Source organism: Paracoccus versutus, from assembly GCF_029909795.1.
In the GTDB taxonomy this organism is placed as follows: domain Bacteria; phylum Pseudomonadota; class Alphaproteobacteria; order Rhodobacterales; family Rhodobacteraceae; genus Paracoccus; species Paracoccus versutus.
The window spans coordinates 1,646,628-1,672,350 of the sequence record NZ_CP038196.1; the positions used below are offsets into that span (position 1 = coordinate 1,646,628).

Here is a 25,723-nt window from a genome sequence, read left to right on the forward strand (position 1 = left end):
GTTCAGGCGTCGCTTTCGGTAAAGACCTCGTCCCGGCGCTTGCGGATCTGCGGCATGAAGACCAGCACCAGCACGATCAGCGACATCACCAGCAGGGTGGCGCTGATCGGACGGGTCAGGAAGGTCGTGGGATCGCCGCGCGACAGGATCATCGCCCGGCGCAGGTTTTCCTCCAGCAGCGGGCCCAGGACAAAGCCCAGCAGCAGCGGCGCCGGCTCGCAGCGCAGCTTGGACATGACATAGCCAAGCAGACCGAAGAAGGCGACGGCGAACAGGTCGTAGCTGTTCGAGTTCACCGAATAGACCCCGATCGAGCACATGGCCATGATGATCGGGAACAGCACGTAATAGGGCACGCTCAGCAGCTTGACCCACAGCCCGATCAGCGGCAGGTTCAGCACCACCAGCATCAGGTTGCCGATCCACATGCTGGCCACGATGCCCCAGAACAGCGCGGGCTGTTCGCTGACCACGTTCGGCCCCGGCACGATGCCCTGGATGATCATGGCGCCGATCATCAGCGCCATCACCGGGTTCGCCGGAATCCCCAGCGTCAAGAGCGGGATGAAGCTGGTCTGCGCCCCGGCGTTATTGGCGCTCTCCGGCCCGGCGACGCCGGCCAGCGCACCCTTGCCGAACTCCTCGGGGTGGCGGGAGACCTTCTTCTCGATCGTGTAGCTGGCGAAACTGGCCAGAATCGCCCCGCCCCCCGGCAGGATGCCCAGGATCGAGCCGATGCCGGTGCCGCGCAGGACGGGACCGATCATCTGGCGCAACTCCTCGCGCGTCGGGAACAGCCGGTTGATGTTCTTGGTCATGACCTGGCGGTCATGCTCGTCCTCGAGATTGCGCAGGATCTCGGCGATGCCGAAGACCCCCACGGCGACGGCGACGAAGTTCAGCCCGTCGGCGAATTGCGTGATCCCCAGGGTGAAGCGCGGCGCGCCGGTATAGATGTCGGTGCCGACCATGCCCAGAAGCAGGCCCAGCACCACCATGGCCAGCGCCTTGAGAACCGAGCCATGCGCCAGCGCCACCGACATCACCAGGCCCAGCACCATCAGGCTGAAATACTCGGCCGCGCCGAATTTCAGCGCCACCGCGGTCAGCGGCGGGGCGAACAGCGCCACCAGGAAGGTCGAGACCGAGCCGGCGAAGAACGACCCCAGCGCCGCCAGCGCCAGCGCGGTGCCGGCCTTGCCCTTGCGGGCCATCTGGTAGCCGTCGATGGCGGTGACGGCCGACGAGCTTTCGCCCGGCATGTTGATCAGGATCGCCGTGGTCGAGCCGCCGTATTGCGCGCCGTAATAGATGCCGGCCAGCATGATGAGCGAGCTGACGGGCTCCAGCTGGAAGGTGATCGGCAAGAGCATGGCGATGGTCGCCGTGGCACCGATGCCGGGCAGCACGCCGATCAGCGTGCCGAGCAGCACCCCGATCAGGCAGAAGGCCAGGTTCTCCAGCGAGGAGGCGACCGAAAAGCCAAGGGCGAGATTGCTGAAAAGTTCCATCGCGCCCTCACATGCCCAGCCAGGGACCGAAGCGCCGGAAGGGCAGGCCAAGGCCGTAGCTGAAGATCAGCGTGGACAGGATCGTCACCGCCACCGCCAGGATCAGCGCCGCCAGCGGCCGCATGCGCATCGAGGCCTGCGAGGCGATCAGCGTGGTGAAGAACAGCGCCGGCACGAAGCCGAGGCCGCGCACCGTCAGGCCAAAGAAGATCGGCGCCGGCAGGATGAACAGCAGCCCGCGCCAGGCGACCTTGCCGAAGGGCTCGTCATCCTCGCGCCCGAAGGATCTCAGCAGGATGATCAGCCCCAGAACGAACAGAAGGCCGGACAGGACCATCGGGAAATATCCCGGCCCCATCCGCAGCGAAGTGCCGATTTCCAGCCCGGCCGTGTGCCAGCCGAAGAATGCCGCCGCCGCCATCATCGAAAGCCCGGCGACGATGTCGGTGGTATCCTTGGGTTTTGCGGACATGCGTTCCTCCCCCCGAGTGACGGGCCCCGCCGCAAGGGGCGGGGCCGCTTTCCGTTTCAGTCGGCATAGACGCCGGCGGCCTCGATCACCGGCTTCCAGCGGGCGATCTCGGATTCCAGCTTGGCCTTGAGCGCGGCCGGCGTGGCGTTTTCCGCCGGCTCGGGCGCGGTGCCCAGGTCGGCCATCGCCTTGGCGACGCCCTCGTCGGCCAGCGCGACCTGCAGGGCCTGCGACAGCCGCTCGGTCACTTCGGCCGGCGTGCCCTTGGGGGCATAGATGCCGTGCCAGATGCCGAATTCCATCGTCTCGACCCCGCCTTCCTTGGCGGTGGGCAGGTCGGGGAACAGCTCCAGCCGCTCGGGCGAGGTCACGGCATAGGCCTTGATCGTGCCGCCCTTGATCTGCTGGGTGGTGTTGGTGGTCTGGTCGCACATGATGTCGGTCTGCCCGCCCAGCAGGTCGGTCATCGCCGGGCCGGTGCCCTTGTAGGGCACCGTCACCAAGGGCGCCTCCAGCGCCTGCATCAGCAGCATGCCGCACAGGTGGCTGGCCGCGCCGATGCCGGCATTGGCCAGCGTCAGCTGGTCGGCATTGGCCTTGACGTAGTCCTTGAAGGCGGTGAAATCGGCCGGCTCGAAATCCTTGCGCGCCGTCACCACCATCGGCACCTCGGTCACCAGCCCGACATATTCGAAGGCGTTCAGCGTGTCATAGGCCAGGTTGCGGTAAAGCGTGGCCGAGGTCGCCATGCCGATATGGTGCAAAAGCACCGTATAGCCGTCCGGATCGGCCTTGGCGACATTGGCCGCGCCCAGGGTGCCGCCGGCGCCGCCGATATTCTCGACGATGATCTGCTGGCCCAGGTCGGCCGACATGCGCTCGGCCACCATGCGCGCGACCGTATCGGTCGGACCGCCGGCCGAGAACGGCACGACCATGGTGATCTGGCGCTGCGGCCAGTCCTGCGCAAAGGCCGGCGCGGCCAGCAATGTCGCGGCGCAAAGCGCGCCCAGAAGCTTCGGATAAGCCATGTTCCCTCCCCAAGGATATGCCGGCCGGCGCCTTGCCCGGCGCGGCTACCGGGTGAAGCCTGCGGCGGGCCGGACCGCGGCACAAATCAAAAACGCAGACCATGCGGCGCATATTGCCGCAATGCGCCGGAAATGGGTGGAAAGGGGAACATCGCCCTGCAGGAATGGGTGGATTTCCACCCATTTTTCGCTCAGCCCGTCTCGTCCTCGGGCGCATCCAGGATCAGCCGGCGGTCTAGCCCGTATTTCTGCATCTTCTCGTAAAGCGTCTTGCGCGAGATCCCCAGCGTCTCGTAGACCGGGCGCAGCTTGCCGTCATGGGCGGCGATGGCGCCGGCGATCAGGCTGCGCTCGAAGGCGGCCACGCGGTCGGCCAGGCGCGCGCCCTGCACCGGGCCAAGCTCGACCCCTTCCAGCCCCAGCACGAAACGCTCGGCCAGGTTGCGCAATTCGCGCACGTTGCCCGGCCATTCCCGCGCTGCCAGGCCGGACAGGAAGGCGGCGGGGGCCTGGCGCTCGGGCAGGTTGTGGCGGGCGGCGGCCTCGCGCAAGAGCTGCAGGAACAGCAGCGGAATGTCCTCGCGCCGGGCGGAAAGCGGCGGGACGTGCAGCACGGCGACATTCAGCCGCCAGAACAGATCCTCGCGAAAGCGGCCCTGCGCGACCAGCCCCTCCAGATCGGCCTTGCTGACGGCGATGAAGCGCACGTCCAGCGCCACCGGGTCGTTCGAGCCGAGCCGGGTGATCGTGCGTTCCTGCAGCACCCGCAGCAGCTTGGCCTGCAACTCCAAAGGCATCGAGCCGATCTCGTCCAGCAGCACCGTGCCGCCGCGCGCATGTTCGAACTTGCCGTATCGCGGGCGCAGCGCGCCGGGAAAGGCGCCGGCCTCGTGGCCGAACAGCTCGGATTCGATCAGCGCCTCGGGCAGGGCGGCGCAGTTGATGGCGATGAAGGGCCGCCCGGCGCGGGCCGAGATGTCGTGCAGCGTGCGCGCCACCACCTCCTTGCCGGCGCCGGTCGGGCCGATCACCAGAGCATCGGCGTCCGAGGCGCCGATGGCGCGCAGCCGATAGCGCAGGTCGACCATGACCTGGGTGCGGCCGGGCAGCCTCGCCTCGACATCGTCGCGCTTGCCTGCGACGGCGCGCAGGCGGCGGTTTTCCAGCACCAGCCCGCGATGGTCGATGGCGCGGCGGATCACCGTGGCCAGCTCCTGCACCACGAAGGGCTTTTCGATGAAATCATAGGCGCCGCCGCGGATCGCCTCGACCGCCAGCGGCACCTCGGCATGGCCGGTGACCAGGATCACCGGGATCTCGGGATCGACCTCGTGCAGCCGGCCCAGCAGGGTCATGCCGTCCATGCCCGGCATGCGGATGTCGCTGACCACCGCGCCGGCAAAGCCCGGCCCGGCCAGCGCCAGCGCCTCCTCGCCCGAGGCCAGCGGCTCGACGGCGAAACCCGCCAGCTCCAGCGCCTGCGCGGTCGAGCTGCGCATCTGCTCGTCATCCTCGACCAGAAGCACGCGCCGGGTCATGCGGCGGCCTCGGCAGCCGCGGCAGCGGGCAGGGTCACGCAGAACTCGGCGCCGGGGTCCATGTTGCGGCAGGCGATCTCGCCGCCGAAATCGCGCGCGATATTGGCGGTGATCGACAGGCCCAGGCCCAGCCCCGCCCCCATGCCCTTGGTGGTGAAGAACGGGTCGAAGATGCGCGCGGCGATGGCCGCGGGCACGCCGGGGCCGCGGTCGCGCACCCGGATGGCGATGCGGCCCGCCTCGGCCCGCGCCGACAGCGTGATGCGGCGGTCCGCCCCGCCCTCGACCGCATCGGCGGCATTGGTGATCAGGTTCACCAGCACCTGCTGCAGGCGCGTCGGCCCCGCCCGCAGCGGCGGCAGGTCGGGCGGCACGTCCAGCTCCAGCACCGCGCCGCTGCTGGCCAGCCGGGCGGCGACGATGGTGCGGGTCTCGTCCAGCAGCCCGGCCAGCGCCACCGCGCCCAGCCGGTCGTCGGGCTTTCGCGCGGCATGGCGCAGGTGCTTGCCGATGGCGGCCATGCGGTCCACCAGCGCCAGGATCTGGGCGATGTTTTCGCGCGCGCGGGCCAGGTCGCCGCGCTCGATCAGGATGGCGGCGCTGTCGGCATAGTTGCGCGCCGCCGCCAGCGGCTGGTTGATCTCGTGCGAGAGCGAGGCTGACATCTGCCCCAGCGCCGCCAGCTTGCCGACCTGCACCAGGCTGGCCTGGGCGGCGCGCAGCTCGGCCTCGGTGGCGCGGCGCTCGGCGATCTCCTGCTCCAGCTGGCTGTTGACCCGCGCCAGGTCGGCGGTGCGCTCGACCACGCGGCGCTCCAGCTCGGCGGTGGCGGCCAGGCGGTCGGCGATCCGCGCCCGGCGCTGGCGCCACATCATCAGCCCGATGCCGGCGACGGCGATCAGCAGCGCCAGGCTCAGCACCGCCAGCCGCGCCTCGGCCCGCAAGTCGGCGCTGTCCAGCAGCACATGCACGGTCCAGCCCGCCCCCGGCATGTCCTCGGAGGCGGCGATATAGTCGTGGCTGCGCGCCTCCTCGCCCCCAAGCGCGGGCGGCAGGCGGAACACCGGCGCGCCATGCAGCGCCAGCCGCTGCATCGGCAATTCGGCCAGCGGCGTGCCGGCATAGCGGCGCGAGGATTCGGTGCGCGCCAGCCGCTCGGGCGTCAGCGGCCGGATGCTGTGGTAAAGCCAGCTCGGCTCCGAGGACAGGAAGGCCGTGCCCTCGGGGTCGGTCACCAGCACGCGATACTGGTTGCCGCGCCAGGAGGCCTCGATCCGGTCGACGCCGATCTTGACCGCGACGACGGCGCTGATCCGGCCGGCATCGTCCTCGACCGGGGCCGAGAAGAAATAGCCCCGCACCCCCGAGGTGGTGCCGATGCCGTAGAACCGCCCCTGCCCGCCCGCCATGGCGTCGATGACATAGGGCCGGTAGCTGAAGTTCTGCCCGACGAAGCTGGCCGGGCCCAGGTAGCCGGAATGGGCGATGGTCTCGCCATCGGGCAGGATCAGGTAGATGTCCGAGGCCTGCACGGCCTCGTTCTGCTCGGCCAGCCAGCGGTTCGTCTGCCGGCGCAGCGCGGCATTGCCGGGATCGGCGGCAAGCTGGCGGATCAGGTCCAGGTCGGCGACCAGCTGCGGCACCACCTCGTAGCGGGCCAGGTCGGCGTTGAGCGCGTTCACCGTCAGCCGCAGCGCGGTGGTGGCGCGGGCGTGGCCTTCGTGGAAGTAATGCTGATGCGCCAGCTGCGCCCCCAGCCACAGGACGGCCGCCACGCAGGCCAGGCACAGCGCCAGCGGCCAGCAGCCCGCAACCGGCTTGCGCAAGGCCGGCCCTATCCGCATCTGGGCCCGTGCATCCAAGGCATGGCTCCGCCCCCTTCCTTCCTCCGCGGCGGAATCTGACAGCAAGGCCGGCTGCGCGCAACCGGCCTTGTGCCAGGGGTCAGGACAGCGCCCGGCGCGCCGCCGCCCGGCCCGCCAGCGTCGCATCGCCCGCCGCCGCGACCAGGAAGGTCGACGGCGCCGAAAGCGAAGCCGCCGTGCCGCCGACGAAATGCAGCGCCAGCCCCGCGCCCGAGGCCAGAAGCCAGGCCCCCAGCCCCGCCGGGTTGACCGCGCGCGCCTGCGCCAGATCGGCGTCGCCGGCGCCGCGATCCGTCGCGATATGGACCAGCGCGATGCCGACCCAGGCCACGACGAAGATGCCCTGATAGGCCAGCGCCTGCAGGATATAGGCAAAGACATCGGCCAGCATCAGCGCATAGGTGACGGCGCCGACCACGCAGGCCCAGACCCATTTCGGCAGGTGCAGGCGAAAGACGGTCTGGGCAAAGCTCTCCATGTTCACCGCGGCGAGGTAATAGTTCGCGGTATTGATCCGGGTCTGCGAGATCCAGACGAAGGCGAGGCCCCCCACGCCCATCAGCTGCACCAGCGCGAAGACGACCGAGACCTCGGAAACCCCGCCCTCGGTCGGCAGGCTGGCGGCCAGGAAGATGCCGACCAGCCCGTTGAGCAGGAAGGCCACGGCATAGAAGGGCGCGCCGAAGTTGATGGTGGCGTGGAAACGCGCGTCCTCGGGCCGGCCGAAGCGGGCATAGTCATAGGTGAACATCATCAGGATCCAGACGCCCATATAGGCGACGAAGCAATCCCACCAGCCGCCGGCGGGCGCGCCGCCCTGTGGCCCAAGGTTCAGCCAGGCGTCCGAATAGCCGTATTCCGCCACCGCCAGCGCCACCGCCGCGACCAGCCCCAGCAGGTAGAAGGGCAGAAGCACGCCGTTGAACTTGTCCAGCCAGTTCTGGATCGAGCCGAAGATCAGCGCCACCGAATAGACCGCCACCACCAGCGCCGCCAGCGGATAGGAGATGCCGGCATATTCGCGCAGGGCGACGGCGATCACCGAGCCCTCGAACACCGCGTAATAGATCGCGGTGGCAAAGAAGATCAGCGTCGCCACCGCCGCCCCGCTGCGGCCCAGCAGGATGCGCGAGAACAGCGATACGCTGAGCCCGGTGCGGATCGCGTGCCGCACCAGCACCGCGTTCACCGCCGCATAGGCGATGACCGACAGCACCAGCCCGATGATGGCGTTGCGCGCCCCATAGGCCAGCGCCAGCGAGGCGGCGATGACGAGATAGAACATGGCCGAGCAGACCGACCACCAGGCCATGGTCAGGGGCAGCCGGCCCATGCGCTGGTCGCGCGGCACCGGCCGGTCCGAAAATTCCAGTTCTTCCGAATTGTCCAAAGATCCAGCCATGGCTGAAGCTCCCTGCATGATTTTTGTGATTGGATGGGGATGGGCGGGGCCTTGCGCGGCCCCGCCCGGCCTTGGGCCCGGCCTTGGGGTCAGGCCTCGGCCAGCGCCCTGGCCTGCTTGTGCGCCGGCGCCGCGCCGCTGGTCGCGGTCACGACATAGACGCCGTTGCCGTCCAGTTCGGCGACCCAGCCCGGCTCGATGACGATGGTGGTCGTCACCTCCTGGATGACCGCCGGGCCGGTGACGACATCGCCCGCGCCCAGCTTGGCGCCGTCATAGACCGGGGTTTCGTGCTTGCGGCCCGAGGCGTCGAAGATCATCTCGCGCGTGCCCGACAGCGCCGCATGGGCGCCTGCGCCCTGCGCGATGCGCATCCGCGCCGGACGCTCGACCGCGCCCGAGACAGCGCTTTCCACGTTCACCACCTCGACCGGGCTGTGCGGCTCGGCATAGGTGTAAAGCTCCTCGTGGCGGGCGTGGAAGGCGGCCTTGAGCCGGTCCAGCGCCGCCTCGTCGATCGGGAAGGGATCGACGCTGACCGTGCATTCATGCACCTGCCCGACATAGCGCATGTCGAGGCTGCGGCGGATGCCGATCCGCTCGGGGGCGAAATCGTCGGCCATCAGCTCGGCCCGGCCCCTGTCTTCCAGCCGGGCGAAGGTCTGGTCCAGGCGCTTGGCCGCCTCGGCCCCTTCCAGCCGCGCGGCGATGGGGGCCATGTAGTTGTATTTCACGTCCGAGATGATCTGGCCGAAGGCGCAAAGCCCCGAGGCGAGCTTGGAGACCAGCACCTTGCCGATCCCCATCTCGCGGGCGAGCGCGGTGATATGCGCGCCGGTCGCGCCGCCCGCGCAATTCAGCACGAAGTCGCGCGGATCGTAGCCACGCTCGACCGAGACGCGGCGGATCGCGTTCACCATGTTGTTGTTGACGATGGTGAACATGCCGTAGGCGGCCGTCTCGACGCTGATGCCCAGGGGCTCGGCCAGGTGCTTGCGGATCGCCTCGCGCGCCTTTTCGACACCGAGCGGCAGGCGGCCGCCGACCAGCCCCTGCGGGTTCAGGTAGCCCAGCACCAGGTTGGCGTCGGTCGTGGTCGGCATCTCGCCGCCCTTGCCGTAGCAGGCCGGGCCGGGCTCGGACCCCGCAGATTGCGGCCCCATCTGCATCAGCCCCATCGAGTCGATCCAGCCGATCGAGCCGCCGCCCGCGCCCAGGGTCTCGACCTGGATCATCGGGATGCCGATGCGATAGCGCAGGAAGTCGATGTTCTTCGAGACATTGGCCTGGCCGTCGCGGGTCAGGGTGATGTCGAAGCTGGTGCCGCCCATGTCGACGGTGATGATGTCCTTCAGGCCATAGGGCTCGCCCAGGTAAAGCGCCGCCCGCGGCGCCGAGGCCGGGCCCGAGTTGATCGCATAGACCGAACGGTCCGAGACCACCGAGCCCAGCGCCAGCCCGCCGTTCGACTGGAAGTAGCGCACCGGCTGGCGCGCGCCGAGGCTTTGGAAATAGCCGTCCACCGCCTGCACGTAGCACGACAGGATCGGCGCCAGATAGGCGTTCACCACCGCGGTCGAGGTCCGGGTGTATTCGCGCAGCTGCGGATAGAGCTGGCTGCCGACGGTCAGCGGCACGCCCGGCATCATCTCGCGCACGATCTGGGCGGCGCGCAATTCGTGATCGGGATGCAGCACGGACCAGACGAAGCTGATCGCGACCGACTGCACGCCTTCGCGCAGGAAATGCCGGCAGGCCTCGCGCAGCTCGTCTTCGTCCAGCGGGGTGTGGACGGCGCCGGTCGAGATCACCCGCTCGCTGATCCCGCGCCGTAGGTAGCGCGGCACCAGCATGGTCGCGGGCGGATAGTCCGGGTCGTAGCGATAGCCGTCCTCCTTGTGGCCGAGGCGGATCTCGATGCTGTCCTCGTGGCCTTTGGTGGCGATCAGGCCGGTCTTGGCGCCGGTATGGGTGATGAGCGCATTGAGCCCGACCGTGGTGCCGTTGATGCAGAGATCGGCGTTCGAGACCAGTTCGCGCGGGGCGATCCCCGTCTCTTCCTCGATCACGGCGAGGCCGTTGCGGATGGCTTGCGTCGGGTCTTGCGGGGTGGAGAGCGCCTTGAAGATGCGCAGCTCTCCCTTGCGGTCGGCGAGGATGAAATCGGTGAAGGTGCCGCCGGCGTCGATGCCGAGGCGATATTGGTGTTTCATGGCGGGTTCCATCTGTGGCTGCGGTCCGCGGGTCCGGCGCCGGGGGCTTCGCGCCCCCGGACCCCCGCGGGGTATTTGGAAAACGGAGAAAGCCTTACGCGGCGCGCAGGCGCGCGGTGGCGGCGTGATCGACGGCAAGGGTCGCGGCATCGGCGATGACGACGCCGTAGTCGAGCCGCGCCCCCTCCAGGCTGACGAGGCCGTTCCTGACATCCTCGACCACCTTCTCGACCGGGCGCTGGTAGGGGTTGCCGTAGCCGCCGCCGCCGGGGTTGCGGTTCGCGGCGCGTTCGCCCGGCTGGATGGTCTCGATGACGTTTTCGGTGATGACCTGCGTCTGGCCATTGCGGGTCACTTCCAGCCGGCCGACCTTGGGCGGGATCAGCGTCGATTTCGCCCCGGCCGCGCCCATGGCCGGGATGCGGCGGCCCTCGCCGAAGGTGACGAGCGTCATCGGGCTGTCCAGCGGCTCGACCTCCCAGCAGGTGCCCGAGCCGCCGCGGAACTGGCCGGCGCCGCCCGAATCCTGCATCAGGGAATAGCGGTGGATGATGATCGGATAGCTGTGCTCCAGCATCTCGATGTCGCCCGAGGTCAGCGCGCCGAAGCAGCATTCCGGCCCGCAGGCGTGCCAGCCGTCCTGGCTGGCCGTGGCCCCCGCCCCCGAGATGATCGAGGCCAGCACCATGGTCACGTATTCCTCGTCATGGCGCTTGTCCCAGCCGGCGATGTTGCAGCCGTTGGCATGGCCCCAGCTGGCCGATACCTTGGCGGGTGCGGCCTGTTCGAAGGCCAGCCGCACCGCATCGGTCAGCGTCTCCATCGGCGTCGTGGTGCAGTTCATGTGCGGCGCCGGGGATTTCGCGTTGCAGAGCGTGCCCCTGGGCCCCATGTCGGTGGTCACGCAGCGATAGAGCCCCTCGTTATAGGGCGGCGGCAGCTGCGCGAACATCATCAGCCCCAGGTAGACGCCGGAATGGCTGTTGCCTTCGTAGCTGTTGATGAAATAGGGCACCTGCGGCGGCGAGCTGATGGCGATGTGGCAGCCGTCGCCCTGGATCGTCACCGTTGCGGTGATGTCCATGTCGCCGAAGCCGTGGCCCGCATCCTCGAGCACCGCCGTGCCGGTATAGGTGCCGTCGGGCACCTGGGCGATGAGCTTTCTCATATGCGCCTCGGCCATGTCCAGAAGCTCGGCGATGCAGTCCTGCACCACCTGCTTGCCGTATTTGTCCATCAGCCGGACCAGGTTGCGGGCGCCGACCTGGCAGGCGCCGATCAGGGCGTTGAAGTCGCCCTCCTGGTCGCGGCGGGCGCGCATGTTGGTCAGGATCAGGTTCATCACGTCATGGCGCGGCCTGCCGCGGTCCCAGAGCTTGACCGGCGGGATGCGCAGCCCCTCGGCATAGATCTCGGTCGCGTTGGGGTTGTAGCCGGCGGGCACCGGGCCGCCGATATCGGTCAGGTGGCCCTTGCAGACGGTCCAGAACACCAGCTCGCCCTGGTAGAAGACCGGGTAATACATGCAGGTGTCGATGATATGGCTGCCGCCATGGGCCGGGTCGTTGTGCAGGATCAGGTCGCCCTCGTGGATGTCGCCCTGGAAGAACTGCGCCACCGATTTCATCGCCGGGATCAGGCTGCCCAAGTGGATGGGGATGTCCTGGCCTTGCAGGATCATCTCGGGCGTGTGGTTGAAGAGCGCGGTCGAATAGTCATGCGCGAGGTTGAAGACCGAGCTGCGGGCGGTCTGTTCCAGAGTCAGCGTCATCTCGCGCTGCGTGGTCTCCAGCACGCCGCGCACCACCGAAAGCGTGATGGGGTCGGGTTTGGGTCTGGTCATGGCTTTTCCCTGTCTGGGGCCGCATGGGCGCACACGGGCAGGGCAGCCGGGAATCGGCTGGTCACGGTCTTCTCCCTGCGGCGTGCCGCCTGGCGCGGCATCTTTTCGGTCGGACCATGGTGCGGCCTGGGCGGCGGCCGGTCTTGGCGCTGGGTGCGGATAAACTTGTCGCCGGGTGCAGTCCTGCCGATCCAAGCGGCAGGATCGGCCGCCGCGGCGCAGCCTCCTGCCCGCCGCGCCAGTTTTCTTTTGCCCGATTGCTCGCGGCGCGCTACGAATCGCCCAAGCGATGCGGGGAGGCGCATCATGACCCTGGAAAGCTACGGCACGGCCGCCATCGCCCCGCCCGAGCGCGCGGCGCATTGGTCGGCGATCATCGCGGATACCTATTTCCCGCTGCACCTGAGCTATCGCGACCCCGCCACCTTCCAGGGCCGGCTGGAGCGGCGCGGCATGGGGCGGGTGTCGCTGTCGCGGCTGCGCACCGAGCCGGCGCGCTATGAACGGGTGCCCGGCCTGATCCGGCAGGGCGAGGCCGAGGAATACCTGGTCACCATCCCCAGCCTTGCCCCGGTGCTGTTTCGCCAGCTGGGCCGCGACATCACCTGCGCCCCCGGCGGCTTCATCGTCGAGCGCGGCGACGAGCCCTATCGCTTCGCCTATCAGGCGCGCAACGACCTGTTGGTGATGAAGATCGCCCGCGGCGCGCTGGCCGAAAGGCTGCGCCAGCCCGACCGGCTGTGCGCCACGGTCTTCGACGGGCGCGAGGGGCTGGGCGGGCTGTTCGCCGAGACGGTGCGCCGCGCCCATGCCATGCCGGCGGACCCCGCCGCCTCGGAGGTGCTGGGCCGGCAGCTGGTCGAGTTGCTGGCGCTGGCGCTGGACCGGCAGGCGGAGACCGATGCCGGCGCCGCCACGGTGATCCGCGCCGCGCATCTGAAGCGCGCGCAGGACACGATCCTGCGCAACCTGACCGATCCGGCCCTGTCGCCCCAGACGGTGGCGGCGGCCTGCGGCATCTCGAAACGCTATCTGCACGACCTGTTCGGCGATACCGAGACGACGGTCGCGCAATTCATCCGCGAGGCGCGGCTGAAGGCGGCGCGGGACATGTTGCAGATGCCGGGCGACCTGTCGCTGGCCGCCATCGCCTATCGCTTCGGCTTCAGCGATCAGGCGCAGTTCTCGCGGCTGTTCCGGGCCATGTTCGGCCAGACCCCCAGCAGCTATCGCGCCGCCTGCCGCGCCGGGCGGCAGGGCTAGCCGTTCGGTTTCTGCATCTGGCGGATCGGATCACCGATGAATCGGTGTGGTCCTTGCCGAAGCATTCCCATGGCATGAGGCCGTTCAGCGTCTTGCCCCTGCGGGCAAGGCTGCAGGCTGCGACGAACCGCTCCATTCATTGGCGGGAATCGCCCCATCAAATCATCGGAACAAACACCCAGGGCTCACCCTTGGAAGCACCATTCGCCATCGCCAAGCGCCGGGGCGGCGCGTTCCGTCACCAGCGGGCTGCGCGAAAAGCGCAGCGGGCTGCGCAGGCCGGCAATGCCCTCGGGGGCGATGCGCAGGTCGCGGGCCTGCACCTGCGGTTCGGCCAGGGCCTCGGCCACGTCGTTGACCGGGCCGGCGGGCACCCCCGCCCCCTCCAGCGCGGCGATCAGCGCGCTCCGGGTGAAGCGGCGCGTGGCATCGGCCAAGAGCGGCGCCAACCGCGCGCGGTTCGCCACCCGCGCGGGGTTGGTGGCAAAGTCCGGGTCATCCGCCAGTGTGGGCAGTTCCAGCACTCGACACAGCGCTGCAAACTGACGGTCATTCCCGCAGGCGACGATCAGATGCCCGTCCGAGGCCGGGAACAGCTGATAGGGCACGATATTCGGGTGCGCATTGCCCAGCCGGTGCGGCACCGTGCCGCCCAGCAGGTAATTCGTCGCCTGATTGGCCAGCACGGCGACGCCGCAATCCAGCAGCGACAGGTCCAGATGCTGGCCCAGGCCCGAGCGCGCCCGCTCGGCCAGCGCCGCCTGCACGGCGATCACCCCGTAAAGCCCGGTGAAGATGTCGATCCAGGCCACGCCGACCTTCTGCGGCTCGCCCGCCGGATCGCCGGTCAGGTCCATGATGCCCGACATGCCCTGGATCAGGAAATCATAGCCCGGCTGCGCCGCGCGCGGCCCGTCCTGCCCGAAGCCGGTGATCGAGGCATAGACCAGCCGCGGATTGCGCGCCGAAAGCGTCTCGTAGTCCAGCCCGAACTTGCGCAGGCCCCCCAGCTTGAAATTCTCGATCACCACGTCGGCCTGGTCGATCAGCGCCCGCAGCCGCTCCAGATCGGCGGGGTCGTTGAAGTCGCAGGTGACGGAGCGCTTGCCGCGATTGGCGGCGTGGAAATAGGCCGCGACCCGTTCGGTCATCCCGTCCGCGCGCGGCCGCTCGATGAAGGGTGGACCCCAGCGGCGGGTGTCGTCGCCCTCGGGCGCCTCGACCTTGATCACCTCGGCGCCCAGGTCGGCCAGCGTCTGGCCGATCCACGGGCCGGCCAGGATGCGCGCCAGCTCGACGACGCGCAGCCCCTTCAGCGCCGGCTGATCCATCACGCAAACGCCTGGATGCCGGTCTGCGCCCGGCCCAGGATCAGCGCATGAACGTCATGCGTGCCCTCATAGGTGTTCACCGTTTCCAGGTTCTGCGCGTGGCGCATGACGTGATAGCCGATCTGGATGCCGTTGCCGCCATGCATATCGCGGGCCTGCCGCGCGATCTCCAGCGCCTTGCCGCAATTGTTGCGCTTGACGATGGAAATCATCTCGGGCGCGAACTTGCCCTCGTCGAAAAGCCGCCCGACCCGCAGGCTGGCTTGCAGGCCCAAGGCGATCTCGGTCTGCATGTCGGCGAGCTTCTTCTGGTAAAGCTGCGTCGCGGCCAGCGGGCGGTTGAACTGGTGGCGATCCAGCCCGTATTGCCGGGCGCGGAACCAGCAATCCTCGGCCGCGCCCATGGCGCCCCAGCTGATGCCGTAGCGCGCGCGGTTCAGGCAGCCGAAGGGACCGCCCATGCCCTCGATATTCGGAAGCAGCGCATCCTCGCCGACCTCGACATTCTCCATCACGATCTCGCCGGTGATCGAGGCGCGCAGGCTCAGCTTGCCCTCGATCTTGGGCGCCGAAAGGCCGGACGTGCCCTTGTCCAGCACGAAGCCGCGCACCTTGCCGCCATGCGCCTCGGACTTGGCCCAGACCACGAAGACATCGGCGATGGGCGCGTTCGATATCCACATCTTGGACCCGTTCAGCACATAGCCGTCCCCGGTCTTGCGGGCCACCGTGCGCATCCCGGCGGGGTCCGAGCCCGCGTCCGGCTCGGTCAGGCCAAAGCAGCCGATGAACTCGCCCGAGGCCAGTTTCGGCAGGTATTTCTGCTTCTGCTCTTCGCTGCCATAGGCCTCGATCGGGAACATGACCAGCGAGCTTTGCACCGAAGCCATCGAGCGATAGCCCGAATCGATGCGCTCGATCTCGCGCGCGACCAGCCCATAGGCGACGTAAGAGGCACCGACGCCGCCATAGGCTTCGTCCACGGTGACGCCCAGCAGGCCCGAGGCACCCATTTCGCGGAATATCTCGGGATCGGTCTCTTCGTTCAGATAGGCGGCCTCGACGCGCGGTGCCAGCCGGTCGGCGGCGAAGGCCGCGGCACTGTCGCGGATCATCCGCTCTTCCTCGGTCAGTTGGTCGTCGAACAGGAACGGGTCGGACCACGAGAAAGGGCCGCCCTTGTGCGATTTCATCGTCACGGTGATGCCTCATGCGCTGATGCTTGTCGGTTCATTCATTACCGCTTTCAAACCGGGCCGGAAAATGGATAATCCTCATTACTTCATGCATGGGATGAATGTTCTTGCGGCAAAGGCGCTTTCTTCCGAACCTCAGCCTGCTGCTGGCCTTCGACGCGGTGATGCGCACCGGCTCGGTCACGGGCGCGGCGCAGGACCTGGGGCTGACGCAAAGCACGGTCAGCCGGCTGCTGCAAAGCCTTGAGGCGCAACTGGGGCAGGAACTGTTCATCCGCCACAAGAAGCGCCTGACCCCGACCGAAGCGGCCGAGCGCTATTTCCGCGACGTTTCCGCGGCGCTGGACCTGGTCCAGCGCGCCAGCATGTCGCTGATCGCCAACCCCGACGGCGGCAGCCTGGACCTGGCCGTGCTGCCGACCTTTGCCACGCGCTGGCTGGCGCCACGGCTGCCGGATTTCCTGTCGGCGCATCCGGGCGTGTCGATCAACCTGACGACGCGCTTTCGCCGCTTCAGCTTCGACGAAGAGCCGTTCGACGCGATGATCTTCTACGGCCGGGACGACTGGCCAGGGGCCAAGCACCTGAAGCTGTTCGACGAAAGGCTGACCGCCTGCGCCGCGCCCGATCTGCTGGCGCGGCGGCCGGTGACGGCGCCCGCCGACCTGGCCGGGATGGTGCTGCTGCAATTGCCGACCCGCCCCGATGCCTGGCAGGCCTGGTTCCGGGGCCAGGGGGCCGAGCCGCCGGCGCCGCTGGAGGGCATGATGATGGACCAGTTCTCGATGATGATCCAGGCGGCGATCTCGGGGCTGGGGATCGCGCTGCTGCCCGACTACCTGGCCCAGGTCGAGATCGCCGAGGGCCGGCTGGCGCCGGTGCTGCGGCAGGGGGTGCCGGGTAGCGGCGCCTATTGGCTGGCCTGGCCCGCGCGCAAGGCCGGGCTGAAGCCGCTGGCGGCCTTTCGCGACTGGATCGCCGCCCGCATGGCGCGGGACGGCATGGGTTAAGGGGCTGCTGAAAAAGTCCTTGGGACAGGACAGCGTGGGCAGGGAACCGGGAAATCCGCCTCAAATTTGTCGAAAACACCCCATTTTCTGGCCAATATTAGCTGGATCCAGAACGATTTCCGCTGCGTCGCTCTCTCAAAATCCTTTTTCAGCAGCCTGTTAAGGGGCCGCCCGCTTTCAGGCCGGGACCAGCGCCGCCTCGATGGCCGCTTCCAGGATCACCAGCGCCTCGGACAGCTGCGCGTCGGGGATGGTCAGCGGCGGCAGCAGGCGGATGACGTTATAGCGCGTGCCGCAGGACAGCAGGACCAGCCCCCGCGCCTCGGCCTCGGCCACGATGGCGGCGGTCAGCTGCGGGTCGGGCTGGCTGCGGTCGCCGGCCTGCACCAGCTCGAAGGCGTTCATCGCCCCCAACCCGCGCACGTCGCCGATGGCCGGGAAGCGTCCCGCCAGCTTCTGCAGGCGCGCGCGGATGGCCAGGCCGATTTCCTCGGCGCGGGCGCAAAGGTCTTCGTCCTCGACCACCTCCAGCACGGCAAGCGCGGCGGCGATAGCCAGCGGGTTGCCGGCATAGGTCCCGCCCAGCCCGCCGGGCGCCGGCGCGTCCACGATTTCGGCCCGCCCCGTCACCGCCGACAGCGGAAAGCCCCCGGCGAGCCCCTTGGCCATGGTCACCAGGTCGGGCGCGACGCCGGAATGCTGGAAGCCGAACATGCGGCCGGTGCGGGCCATGCCGGCCTGGATCTCGTCGCCGATCAGCACGATGCCGTGGCTGTCGCAGATCCGGCGCAGCGCGGCCAGGAACTCGGGCGGGGCGACGTTGAAGCCGCCCTCGCCCTGCACCGGCTCGACGATGATCGCCGCCACGCGCCGCGGGTCGATGGACGAGGCCAGCAGCGTCTCGAGATGCGCAATCGCCTGCGCCGTGGTCACGCCCGCCATGGCGTTCGGGAAGATCGCGTGATGGATCTCGGGCGGCATGGCGCCGAAACCGGCCTTGTAGGGCGCGACCTTGCCGGTCAGCGCCATGCCCAGAAGCGTGCGGCCATGGAAGGCGCCGTTGAAGGCGATCACGCCCGAGCGCCCGGTAAAGGCCCGCGCCATCTTCACCGCATTCTCGACCGCCTCGGCGCCGGTGGTGGCGAACATGGTCTTTTTCGCGAAATCGCCGGGGGTCAGCGCGTTCAGCCGCTCGGCCAGGGCGACATAGGTTTCATAGGGCGCGACATGGAAGCAGGTATGGGTGAAGTCCTGCATCTGGCGCTGGACCGCCTCGATCACCCTGGGATGGCGATGGCCGGTGTTGTTCACCGCGATGCCGGCGGCGAAATCCAGCATCCGCCGGCCGTCCGCGGTCCAAAGCTCGGCATTCTCGGCCCGGACGGCATAGATGTCCCGCGTGCCGACGCCGCGCGCCACCGCCGCCTTGCGCCGGTCGATCAACTGTCTCGATTCCATGTGCACACCTCCATGCTGACGCAATCGCAATACACGATGCTCAATATCTTGAGCAACAGGTTTCTTGGAATCCTCGCATGCCCGCAATGCTGGTGCGCAGTCGCCAGCCCTGATAACCTGCGCAAAACGGCATCGGGGCAAGGATGAGCGATTTCGACGTAGGCGCACGGCTGAAGGAATTGCGCAGCGGCGCGGGCCTGTCGCAGCGGCAGCTGGCCGAGGCTTCCGGCGTGCCGCATGGCCAGGTCTCGATGATCGAGACCGGGCGCTCCAGCCCCTCGGTCGCCTCGCTGCGCAAGATCCTTGGCGGGCTGGGCGTCACCATGTCCGAGTTCTTCGAGCCGGACCTGCCGCAAAGCCCGCAGCCCTTCTTTACCCCGGCCGAGCTGCGCGACCTGACCTCGCGGCTTTACTCGGCGACGCAGGGGCCGGTCGGGCGCATGACCCTGCGCCAGGTCGGCGACGCGCGGCTGCACAACCTGCAGGTCCTGCACGAACGCTATGAGCCGGGTGCCGACACCGGCGAGACCATGCTGGCCCATCACGGCAGCGAGGGCGGCATCGTCATCGCCGGCGAGATCGAGCTGACCGTGGGCGACCAGAGCCGGGTGCTGAAGGCCGGCGACAGCTATCTCTTTGCTTCGAACCAGCCGCATCGCTTCCGCAATGTCTCGGATCGCGAGGCGGTGGTGGTCAGCGCCTGCACGCCGCCCTATCTCTAGCCCTTGCGAGTGACCAGGCGGGTTTGCAGATAGGCGCCGATCGCCTCGGAACCGCCCTCGGTGCCCATGCCGGAATCGCCGATCCCGCCAAAGGGCAGTTCCGGCAGCGACAGGCCGACGTGGTTGATGGTCAGCATCCCGGCCTGGATTTCGTCCTGCAACCGCTGCGCGCGGGCCGAACTGCCCGTCCAGGCATAGCTGGCCAGGCCATAGGGCAGCCGGTTCGCCTCGGCAAAGGCCTCGTCATCGCTGCGGAACCTGTTGACCACGGCGATGGGACCGAAGGGTTCCTCGTTCATCACCGCCGCATCCGCAGGCACGTCGGCCAGCACGGTCGGAGCAAAGAACCAGCCCTCGTTGCCGATGCGCGCGCCGCCGGTCGCCAGCCGCGCGCCGCGGTCCAGCGCATCGCGGATCAGCCGCTCGATGGCGGGGATGCGGCGGGCGTTGGCCAGCGGTCCCATGGCGCTGTCCGGGTCCGTGCCCGGCCCGACCTTGGCGGCGGCCAGCGCGGCGGTGAAGCCTTCGGTAAAGCGATCCGCCACGCCTTCCTGCACCAGGAAGCGGGTGGGCGAGATGCAGACCTGCCCGGCATTGCGCAGCTTCGCGGCCGCCATGGCCGAGACCGCCGCATCCACATCGGCATCGTCGAAGACCAGCACCGGCGCGTGCCCGCCCAGCTCCATGGTGGCGGGCTTCATGTGCAGCCCGGCCATCGAGGCCAGCTGCTTGCCCACCGCCGTCGAGCCGGTGAAGGACACCTTGCGGATCACCGGATGCGGGATCAGGTAGCCCGAGATCTCGGCCGGGTCGCCATAGACCAGGTTCACCACCCCCGCCGGCACCCCGGCATCGGCAAAGCAGCGGATCAGCTCGGCGGGCGAGGCCGGGGTTTCCTCGGGCGCCTTGACGATGATGGTGCAGCCCGCCGCCAGCGCAGCCGAGACCTTGCGAACCGCCTGGTTGATCGGGAAATTCCACGGCGTGAAGGCGGCGACCGGGCCCAGCGGCTCCCGGATCGTCAGCTGGGTGACGCCGGGCACGCGGGGCGGGATGACCTGGCCATAGGTGCGCCGGGCCTCTTCGGCGAACCATTCGATGATCTCGGCGCCGGCCATGGTCTCGACCCGCGCCTGGGCCAAGGGCTTGCCCTGCTCGGCCACCATCAGCGCGGCGATGGCCTCGGCGCGCTCGCGCAAAAGCGCCGCCGCCTTGCGCATCAGGTCCGAGCGCTGCAGCGGCGAGCTGCGCTTCCATTCGGCAAAGGTGCGGTCGGCGGCGGCCAGCGCCTCGTCCAGGTCGGCGATGCCGGCATGGGCGACGCGGCCGATCTCGGCGCCGGTGGCCGGGTTCAGCACCGGCAGGCTGCGCCCGTCCCGCGCGGGGCGCCAGGTTCCGTCGATGAAAAGCTGCGTGTTCGGATAGCTCATCCTGTCCCCCTGCTGGAATCGGCCGTCGGCCGCTTCGGTCATAGGGCAAGGCGGGGCGGTTTTCAATCCGCTTGCTCAATATCCTGAACGGTAGCTTGCAGCATGATTGCGCATCGGCAGGGGCCCTGCCCTAGCCTCCGCCACCGCCGCCGAACAGCAGGTTGAAGAATCGCGAGCCGATGACGAACGAGCCGACGGTGACAATCCCCGCCGCCAGCGTCATCTTGGTTCCCAGCGGCACCTCTGCCCCGGTCCTGGTCCGGCCGAACAGCTGAAAGAAGAATGCCAGGATCACCACAAAGGACGGCAGCAGGTTTTCCAGCAAGGTATCCTTGCTCAGATAGGTCAGATAGGCGACCAGCAGCCCGATAAAGGAAAAGAATGTCAGCTCGAATGGGGCGAGAACCTTTTCCCCTTCATCGAAGCGGATGAAAAGCAGCAGCACCAGCGGAAAGGCGATCGCGAAGAATATGGCGGGCAGCAGGTCCGAAAGCGCCAAAAGGAAATTGAAAAGCGAAAGTTCGGCCCGTTCGGCGATGTTGCCCCAGTTCAACGCCATCTATTCCTGCCCCAGCCGGCAAGGATCGCTGGCATAGCAACTGTTCAGGCGATCCCTGGAACTGGCGGCCTCGTCCCGATAGATGCCCATGAACTGGTCATAAAGCCTGTAATACCGGCTGGAGGACTTGTTCGACACCGAGCATTGCCCGCGTTCCTCGGCGATCCGGTAGTCGTAATTGCTTTTCTCGTTCGGGGAAAGGTCGCCCCTGCCGGCGGCGGCATTCACCCTGGCCTCGACAATAAGCAGATCCCGGCAGATCTGGTCTATCGACTCGTTGAACGCCTCGAGATAGGTGACCCGGTAAAGCTCCAGATCCCGGCGATACTTGATCAGGCTGTCCAGCTTTTTCAGGCTGTTATCGACTTGCGGAAAGGCTTCGCTCAGCAGCTGCCGCTGGGTCTGCACATTGATCGGGACCGGGAAGCCGAAATCGTCGCCCTCTTGGGCGAAAGCTCCCGTGCCCAGGGAAAAACCCGCCAGTAAAACGAATGCAACACGCATACCATTCCCCGATGTGGCGCGAATCCATGCTGCCACAATCCGGGGAATGTGTCATCCATCCATCTTCAACGCCTGGATGAATGCCGTCTGCGGGATCTCGACCTTGCCGAACTGGCGCATCTTCTTCTTGCCGGCCTTTTGCTTTTCCAGCAGCTTCTTCTTGCGCGTCGCGTCGCCGCCATAGCATTTCGCCGTCACGTCCTTGCGCATCGCCGACAGCGTCTCGCGCGCGATCACCCGGCTGCCGATGGCGGCCTGGATCGGGATCTTGAACATGTGGCGCGGGATAAGCTCTTTCAGCTTTTCCACCATCGCCCGGCCGCGGCTTTCGGCGCGGTCGCGGTGGACCATGATCGACAGCGCATCCACCGGCTCGTCATTCACCAGGATCGACATCTTGACCAGATAATCCTCGCGATATTCCGAGAGCTGGTAATCGAAGCTGGCATAGCCCTTGGTCACGGATTTCAGCCGGTCGTAGAAATCGAACACCACCTCGGCCAGCGGCAGGTCATAGACCACCATCGCCCGGTTGCCGGCATAGGTCAGGTCCATCTGGATGCCGCGGCGGTCCTGGCAGAGCTTGAGCACGTCGCCCAGGTATTCGTCCGGCACCATGATCGTGGCCTTGATGCGCGGCTCTTCGATATGGTCGACATGGGTCAGGTCGGGCATGTCGGCGGGGTTGTGCAGCTCGCGCACCTCGCCGTCGCGCATGTGCAGGCGGAACACCACCGAGGGCGCGGTGGTGATCAGGTCAAGGTCGTATTCGCGCTCCAGCCGGTCGCGGATCACCTCGAGGTGCAGAAGGCCCAGGAAGCCGCAGCGGAAGCCGAACCCCAGCGCGGCCGAGGTCTCCATCTCGTAGGAAAAGCTCGCGTCGTTCAGCGCCAGCTTCTCGATGGCATCGCGCAGCGCCTCGAAGTCGTTGGCATCGACCGGGAAGAGGCCGCAGAAGACCACCGGCTGCGCCGGCTTGAAGCCCGGCAGCGGCTTGTCGGTGCCCTTGCGCTCATGCGTGATGGTGTCGCCGACACGGGTGTCGCGCACCTGCTTGATCGAGGCGGTCAAGACGCCGATCTCGCCCGGCCCCAGCTCGGCGATGTCCTGCATCTGCGGGCGCAGCACCGCCAGCTTGTCGATGCCGTAGACGGCGTTGGTCTGCATCATGCGGATGCGGTCGCCCTTGCGGATCACCCCGTCCATGACCCGGATCATCACCACGACGCCCAGATAGGGGTCATACCACGAATCGACCAGCATCGCCTTCAGCGGTGCGTCGCGGTCGCCCTTGGGGGCCGGCAGGCGGGTGACGATGGCCTCCAGCACGTCGGGGATGCCAAGCCCGGTCTTGGCCGAGATCTCGATGGCGTCCTGGGCGTCGATGCCGATCACGTCCTCGATCTGTTCCTTGACGCGGTCGGGCTCGGCCGCGGGCAGGTCGATCTTGTTCAGCACCGGCACGATCTCGTGCCCGGCGTCGATGGCCTGGTAGACATTGGCCAGCGTCTGCGCCTCGACCCCCTGGGTCGCGTCCACGACCAGAAGCGAGCCCTCGACCGCGCGCATCGACCGGCTGACCTCATAGGCGAAGTCCACGTGGCCGGGCGTGTCGATCAGGTTCAGCACATAGGTGCGCCCGTCCTTCGCCGGGTATTCGATGCGCACGGTGTTGGCCTTGATGGTGATGCCCCGCTCGCGCTCGATATCCATGCTGTCGAGCAGCTGGGCCTTCATGTCGCGTTCGGCGACCGTGCCCGTCAACTGGATCAGGCGGTCGGCCAGGGTGGATTTGCCGTGGTCGATATGGGCCACGATCGAGAAATTGCGGATGAGGTCAAGGTCGGTCATGGCCGGGCTATACAAGGGCTTTGGCGTTGCGGAAAGGGGGTTCATGCGGCCGTGACAAAGCCGGCCTCGCGCAGCCGGCGCCGGCGCAGCGCGGCCTCGCGCCACATGGTATAGCAGCCCGAGACGACGATCAGCCCGGCGCCCAGAAGCGTGGGCAGGTCGGGACGTTCGTCGAAGACCAGGAAGGCCAGGATCAGCGCAAAGACCAGCCGGGAATAGCGATAGGGCGCGATGGCCGAAGCCTCGCCGATGCGGGTGGCGGCGACCAGCAGGGCATAGCCGCCGACGCCGACGACCATGCAGCCCGCCAGCTGGCCCAGCTGCACCGCGCCGGGCCGCGCAAGCGGCTGGCCCAGGGCGGCCCACATGGCCAGCCCGCCCAGCATGATCGCCAGAAAGGCCGAGCCGGCGATCTGGTCCGAGGGGATGCTGTCGGGGATGCGGCGCGTCGCCAGGTCGCGCACCACCAGCGCCACCACGGCAAGCAGGGCCATCAGCGAGACCGGCTGGAAGCCCGCAAATCCCGGCCGCACGATCAGCAGCACGCCCGCGAAGCCCACGGCGATCGCGCTGCAGCGGCGCCAGCCCACCGGCTCGCCCAGAAACAGCGCCGCGCCCAGGACGATGAAAAGCGGCAGCGCCTGCAGGATCGCCGAGGTCGAGGAAAGCTCGCTCAGCGCCAGCGCCACGGTAAAGCCGATGGCGCCCACCACCTCGCCCAGGTTGCGCAAGAGCAGCAGCGGATGCAGCAGCTGGCGCGTCCAGAAGCGTCGCCGCCGACGCAGGAGCGAGGCCCAGAAGGCCAGGAAACCCATGCCGCCCACCATGGCCAGAACCTGCGCATAGGGCAGGCCCATGGTCATCAGCTTGACGAACATGTCCTCGAAGGCGAACAGCGCCATGGACAGGACCATCAGGATCGCGCCACGGAAGTTTTCAGTGACCATCGGTCGCAGCCTCATGTGGGGGAGTTGCGCCCGCGGCGCCTTGGCGCGATCATAGCCGCGTTGCCGGGCAGGCGAAAGGTCCGGGCAGGCGAAAGGATGCACCGATGAAATTCCGCGTCGAGGACATGAGCTGCGGCCATTGCACCGCCGCCATCGAAAAGGCGGTGGCCGAGGCGGGCGGCAGGGCCGCGACCGACCTCGCCGGCCGCAGCGTCACGGTCGAGGGGCTGGATGCCGCCCGCGCGGCCGAGGTGATTCGCGAAGCCGGCTATACGCCGGAACCGGCCTGAGCGCATATCTTGGGGCGCGCGCGCCCGCAGCCGCCATCCTTGGATCCCCTGCGCCGCCCCGCCGCAATTGAGGCGAGGGGCGGCTTCTGCTAAGCTGCGCCGGACAAGAACGCGGCCGAAAGAGGGTGCCCAGCCCCGCTGCCGTGGCAGGAGCCGAGGAGACAGAGATGTTCAACCGATTGATGATCGCCGCCGCCGCGGTGGTGCTGACCACGCCGCTCGCCGTGGCGGGCCCGATCGATTCCGCCTGCGTCCGTTCGGAACGCGGCGCCCGCAACGGCCAGGCCTGCCGCTGCATCCAGCAGGTCGCCGACCAGACGCTGTCGCGCTCGGACCAGCGGCGCGCGGCGCGCTTCTTCCGCGACGCCGATGCGGCGCAAGAAGTGCGCATGTCGAAAAGCGATGCCGACAACGCCTTCTGGGCGCGCTACAAGAGTTTCGCCGCCGCGGCCGAGGCCTATTGCACGCGCTGAGGCGGGGATGCGCATCACCGTGCTGACGGGGGCCGGCATCTCGGCCGAAAGCGGGATCAGGACGTTCCGCGCCACCGACGGGCTGTGGGAAGAGCATCGCATCGAGGATGTCGCGACGCCCGAGGGCTTCCGCCGCGACCCGGCGCTGGTGCATCGCTTCTACAACCAGCGCCGCGCCGATGCCGCCCGCGCCCGGCCCAATGCGGCGCATCGGGCGCTGGCGCGGCTGGCGCAGCGCCACGAGCTGACCCTGGTCACGCAGAACGTGGACGACCTGCACGAACGCGGCGGCTCGCCCGAGGTGATCCACATGCACGGCAGCCTGCTCGGCGCGCTCTGCGCCGGCTGCGGGCACCGCTGGCCGGCGGCGCTGGTGATGCGCCCGCCCGATCCCTGCGCGGCCTGCGGCCAGGCGCTGGCCCGGCCCGACATCGTCTGGTTCGGCGAGATCCCCTATCACATGGAGCGGATCTGGCAGGCGGTCGAAAGCGCCGAACTCTTCGCCGCCATCGGCACCTCGGGCCTGGTCTATCCGGCCGCGGGCCTTGCCCAGCACGCCCGCCGCAACGGCGCCGAGACGATCGAACTGAACCTGGCGACCTCGGCCGTCAGCCGCGACTTCTCCGACCGCCGCACCGGCCCCGCCACCCTGGTGGTGCCGGAATGGGTCGATGCGCTCTGCGGCTGACCCCTCCCGCGTTTTTCTCCGTTGCGAAAATACCCCGGGGGAACGCCGGGCCGACCCCATCGAGGGGTCGGCCCGGCGTGGGGGCAGCGCCCCCAGGCGCCCCCTGCAACCCGCACCGCGCTTGAC

The 25,723-nt window shown here is 68.3% G+C and carries 22 protein-coding genes; 6 read left to right on the forward strand and 16 right to left on the reverse strand.

Annotation, left to right across the window (positions count from 1 at the left end):
• Window positions 1-2: 2 nt before the first annotated feature.
• The 8 genes from E3U25_RS08190 to capB form a co-directional block, all read right to left on the reverse strand.
• A complete protein-coding gene (locus E3U25_RS08190) occupies window positions 3-1,511 on the reverse strand; it encodes a tripartite tricarboxylate transporter permease (protein WP_036753319.1) in 1,509 nt (502 codons plus the stop codon).
• 7 nt (window positions 1,512-1,518) lie between these two features.
• Complete coding sequence (locus E3U25_RS08195; RefSeq protein ID WP_036753322.1) at window positions 1,519-1,983, reverse strand: tripartite tricarboxylate transporter TctB family protein; 465 nt, start codon at window positions 1,981-1,983, stop codon at window positions 1,519-1,521.
• Window positions 1,984-2,039: 56 nt separating this feature from the next.
• On the reverse strand, window positions 2,040-3,014 hold the full coding sequence (locus tag E3U25_RS08200) for a tripartite tricarboxylate transporter substrate-binding protein (RefSeq protein WP_036753325.1): 975 nt from the start codon (window positions 3,012-3,014) through the stop codon (window positions 2,040-2,042).
• Window positions 3,015-3,205: 191 nt separating this feature from the next.
• Complete coding sequence (locus E3U25_RS08205; RefSeq protein ID WP_036753328.1) at window positions 3,206-4,552, reverse strand: sigma-54-dependent transcriptional regulator; 1,347 nt, start codon at window positions 4,550-4,552, stop codon at window positions 3,206-3,208.
• Window positions 4,549-6,378 carry a sensor histidine kinase gene (locus tag E3U25_RS08210; RefSeq protein ID WP_244294869.1) on the reverse strand — a complete coding sequence of 610 codons (1,830 nt, stop codon included), beginning with the start codon at window positions 6,376-6,378 and terminating at the stop codon, window positions 4,549-4,551. Before E3U25_RS08210 ends, E3U25_RS08205 begins: the two co-directional genes overlap by 4 nt.
• A 118-nt stretch (window positions 6,379-6,496) precedes the next feature.
• Complete coding sequence (locus E3U25_RS08215) at window positions 6,497-7,819, reverse strand: purine-cytosine permease family protein (protein ID WP_116220681.1); 1,323 nt, start codon at window positions 7,817-7,819, stop codon at window positions 6,497-6,499.
• Window positions 7,820-7,908: 89 nt separating this feature from the next.
• Complete coding sequence (gene capA, locus E3U25_RS08220; protein ID WP_072462225.1) at window positions 7,909-10,032, reverse strand: caprolactamase subunit alpha; 2,124 nt, start codon at window positions 10,030-10,032, stop codon at window positions 7,909-7,911.
• 94 nt (window positions 10,033-10,126) lie between these two features.
• Window positions 10,127-11,875 (reverse strand): caprolactamase subunit beta, encoded by a 1,749-nt coding sequence (gene capB, locus E3U25_RS08225; protein ID WP_036753335.1) that lies wholly within the window; start codon window positions 11,873-11,875, stop codon window positions 10,127-10,129.
• Between the two features lie 306 nt (window positions 11,876-12,181).
• Between capB and E3U25_RS08230 the strand changes: the two genes are divergently transcribed.
• Window positions 12,182-13,138 (forward strand): AraC-like ligand-binding domain-containing protein, encoded by a 957-nt coding sequence (locus E3U25_RS08230; protein WP_116220680.1) that lies wholly within the window; start codon window positions 12,182-12,184, stop codon window positions 13,136-13,138.
• Between the two features lie 185 nt (window positions 13,139-13,323).
• Here the strand turns inward: E3U25_RS08230 and E3U25_RS08235 are convergent, their stop codons facing one another.
• Window positions 13,324-14,469 carry a CaiB/BaiF CoA transferase family protein gene (locus E3U25_RS08235; RefSeq protein WP_116220679.1) on the reverse strand — a complete coding sequence of 382 codons (1,146 nt, stop codon included), beginning with the start codon at window positions 14,467-14,469 and terminating at the stop codon, window positions 13,324-13,326.
• A complete protein-coding gene (locus tag E3U25_RS08240) occupies window positions 14,469-15,662 on the reverse strand; it encodes an acyl-CoA dehydrogenase (protein ID WP_116220678.1) in 1,194 nt (397 codons plus the stop codon). The genes E3U25_RS08235 and E3U25_RS08240 overlap by 1 nt, the downstream gene beginning before the upstream one ends.
• A gap of 110 nt (window positions 15,663-15,772) precedes the next feature.
• Here E3U25_RS08240 and E3U25_RS08245 point away from each other — a divergent pair, with 110 nt between their 5' ends.
• Window positions 15,773-16,675 (forward strand): LysR family transcriptional regulator, encoded by a 903-nt coding sequence (locus E3U25_RS08245; RefSeq protein ID WP_166435483.1) that lies wholly within the window; start codon window positions 15,773-15,775, stop codon window positions 16,673-16,675.
• Window positions 16,676-16,852: 177 nt separating this feature from the next.
• On the opposite strand, the gene gabT is transcribed toward E3U25_RS08245, so the two are convergent.
• A complete protein-coding gene (gabT, locus tag E3U25_RS08250) occupies window positions 16,853-18,133 on the reverse strand; it encodes a 4-aminobutyrate--2-oxoglutarate transaminase (protein ID WP_116220676.1) in 1,281 nt (426 codons plus the stop codon).
• Window positions 18,134-18,276: 143 nt separating this feature from the next.
• On the opposite strand from gabT, the gene E3U25_RS08255 reads away from it, so the two are divergent.
• Complete coding sequence (locus tag E3U25_RS08255) at window positions 18,277-18,855, forward strand: cupin domain-containing protein (RefSeq protein ID WP_036753347.1); 579 nt, start codon at window positions 18,277-18,279, stop codon at window positions 18,853-18,855.
• Here E3U25_RS08255 and E3U25_RS08260 read toward each other — a convergent pair.
• From E3U25_RS08260 to E3U25_RS08280, 5 genes are all read right to left on the reverse strand, one after another.
• Window positions 18,852-20,285 (reverse strand): NAD-dependent succinate-semialdehyde dehydrogenase, encoded by a 1,434-nt coding sequence (locus E3U25_RS08260; protein WP_116221665.1) that lies wholly within the window; start codon window positions 20,283-20,285, stop codon window positions 18,852-18,854. The two genes, E3U25_RS08255 and E3U25_RS08260, sit on opposite strands and share 4 nt — an antisense overlap.
• A 130-nt stretch (window positions 20,286-20,415) precedes the next feature.
• Complete coding sequence (locus E3U25_RS08265; RefSeq protein WP_116220675.1) at window positions 20,416-20,844, reverse strand: hypothetical protein; 429 nt, start codon at window positions 20,842-20,844, stop codon at window positions 20,416-20,418.
• Complete coding sequence (locus tag E3U25_RS08270) at window positions 20,845-21,348, reverse strand: hypothetical protein (protein WP_036753356.1); 504 nt, start codon at window positions 21,346-21,348, stop codon at window positions 20,845-20,847.
• 51 nt (window positions 21,349-21,399) lie between these two features.
• A complete protein-coding gene (gene lepA / locus E3U25_RS08275; protein WP_036753359.1) occupies window positions 21,400-23,199 on the reverse strand; it encodes a translation elongation factor 4 in 1,800 nt (599 codons plus the stop codon).
• Between the two features lie 41 nt (window positions 23,200-23,240).
• Window positions 23,241-24,146 carry a DMT family transporter gene (locus tag E3U25_RS08280; RefSeq protein ID WP_116220673.1) on the reverse strand — a complete coding sequence of 302 codons (906 nt, stop codon included), beginning with the start codon at window positions 24,144-24,146 and terminating at the stop codon, window positions 23,241-23,243.
• Between the two features lie 104 nt (window positions 24,147-24,250).
• Between E3U25_RS08280 and E3U25_RS08285 the strand changes: the two genes are divergently transcribed.
• The 3 genes from E3U25_RS08285 to E3U25_RS08295 all read left to right on the forward strand — a co-directional run bounded on the left by E3U25_RS08285 (window position 24,251) and on the right by E3U25_RS08295 (window position 25,597).
• Window positions 24,251-24,436, forward strand: a complete 186-nt coding sequence (locus tag E3U25_RS08285) for a heavy-metal-associated domain-containing protein (RefSeq protein WP_036753366.1) — start codon at window positions 24,251-24,253, stop codon at window positions 24,434-24,436.
• Between the two features lie 167 nt (window positions 24,437-24,603).
• Window positions 24,604-24,909 (forward strand): hypothetical protein, encoded by a 306-nt coding sequence (locus tag E3U25_RS08290; protein ID WP_072462232.1) that lies wholly within the window; start codon window positions 24,604-24,606, stop codon window positions 24,907-24,909.
• Between the two features lie 7 nt (window positions 24,910-24,916).
• Complete coding sequence (locus tag E3U25_RS08295) at window positions 24,917-25,597, forward strand: NAD-dependent deacylase (RefSeq protein ID WP_116220672.1); 681 nt, start codon at window positions 24,917-24,919, stop codon at window positions 25,595-25,597.
• Window positions 25,598-25,723: the final 126 nt, after the last annotated feature.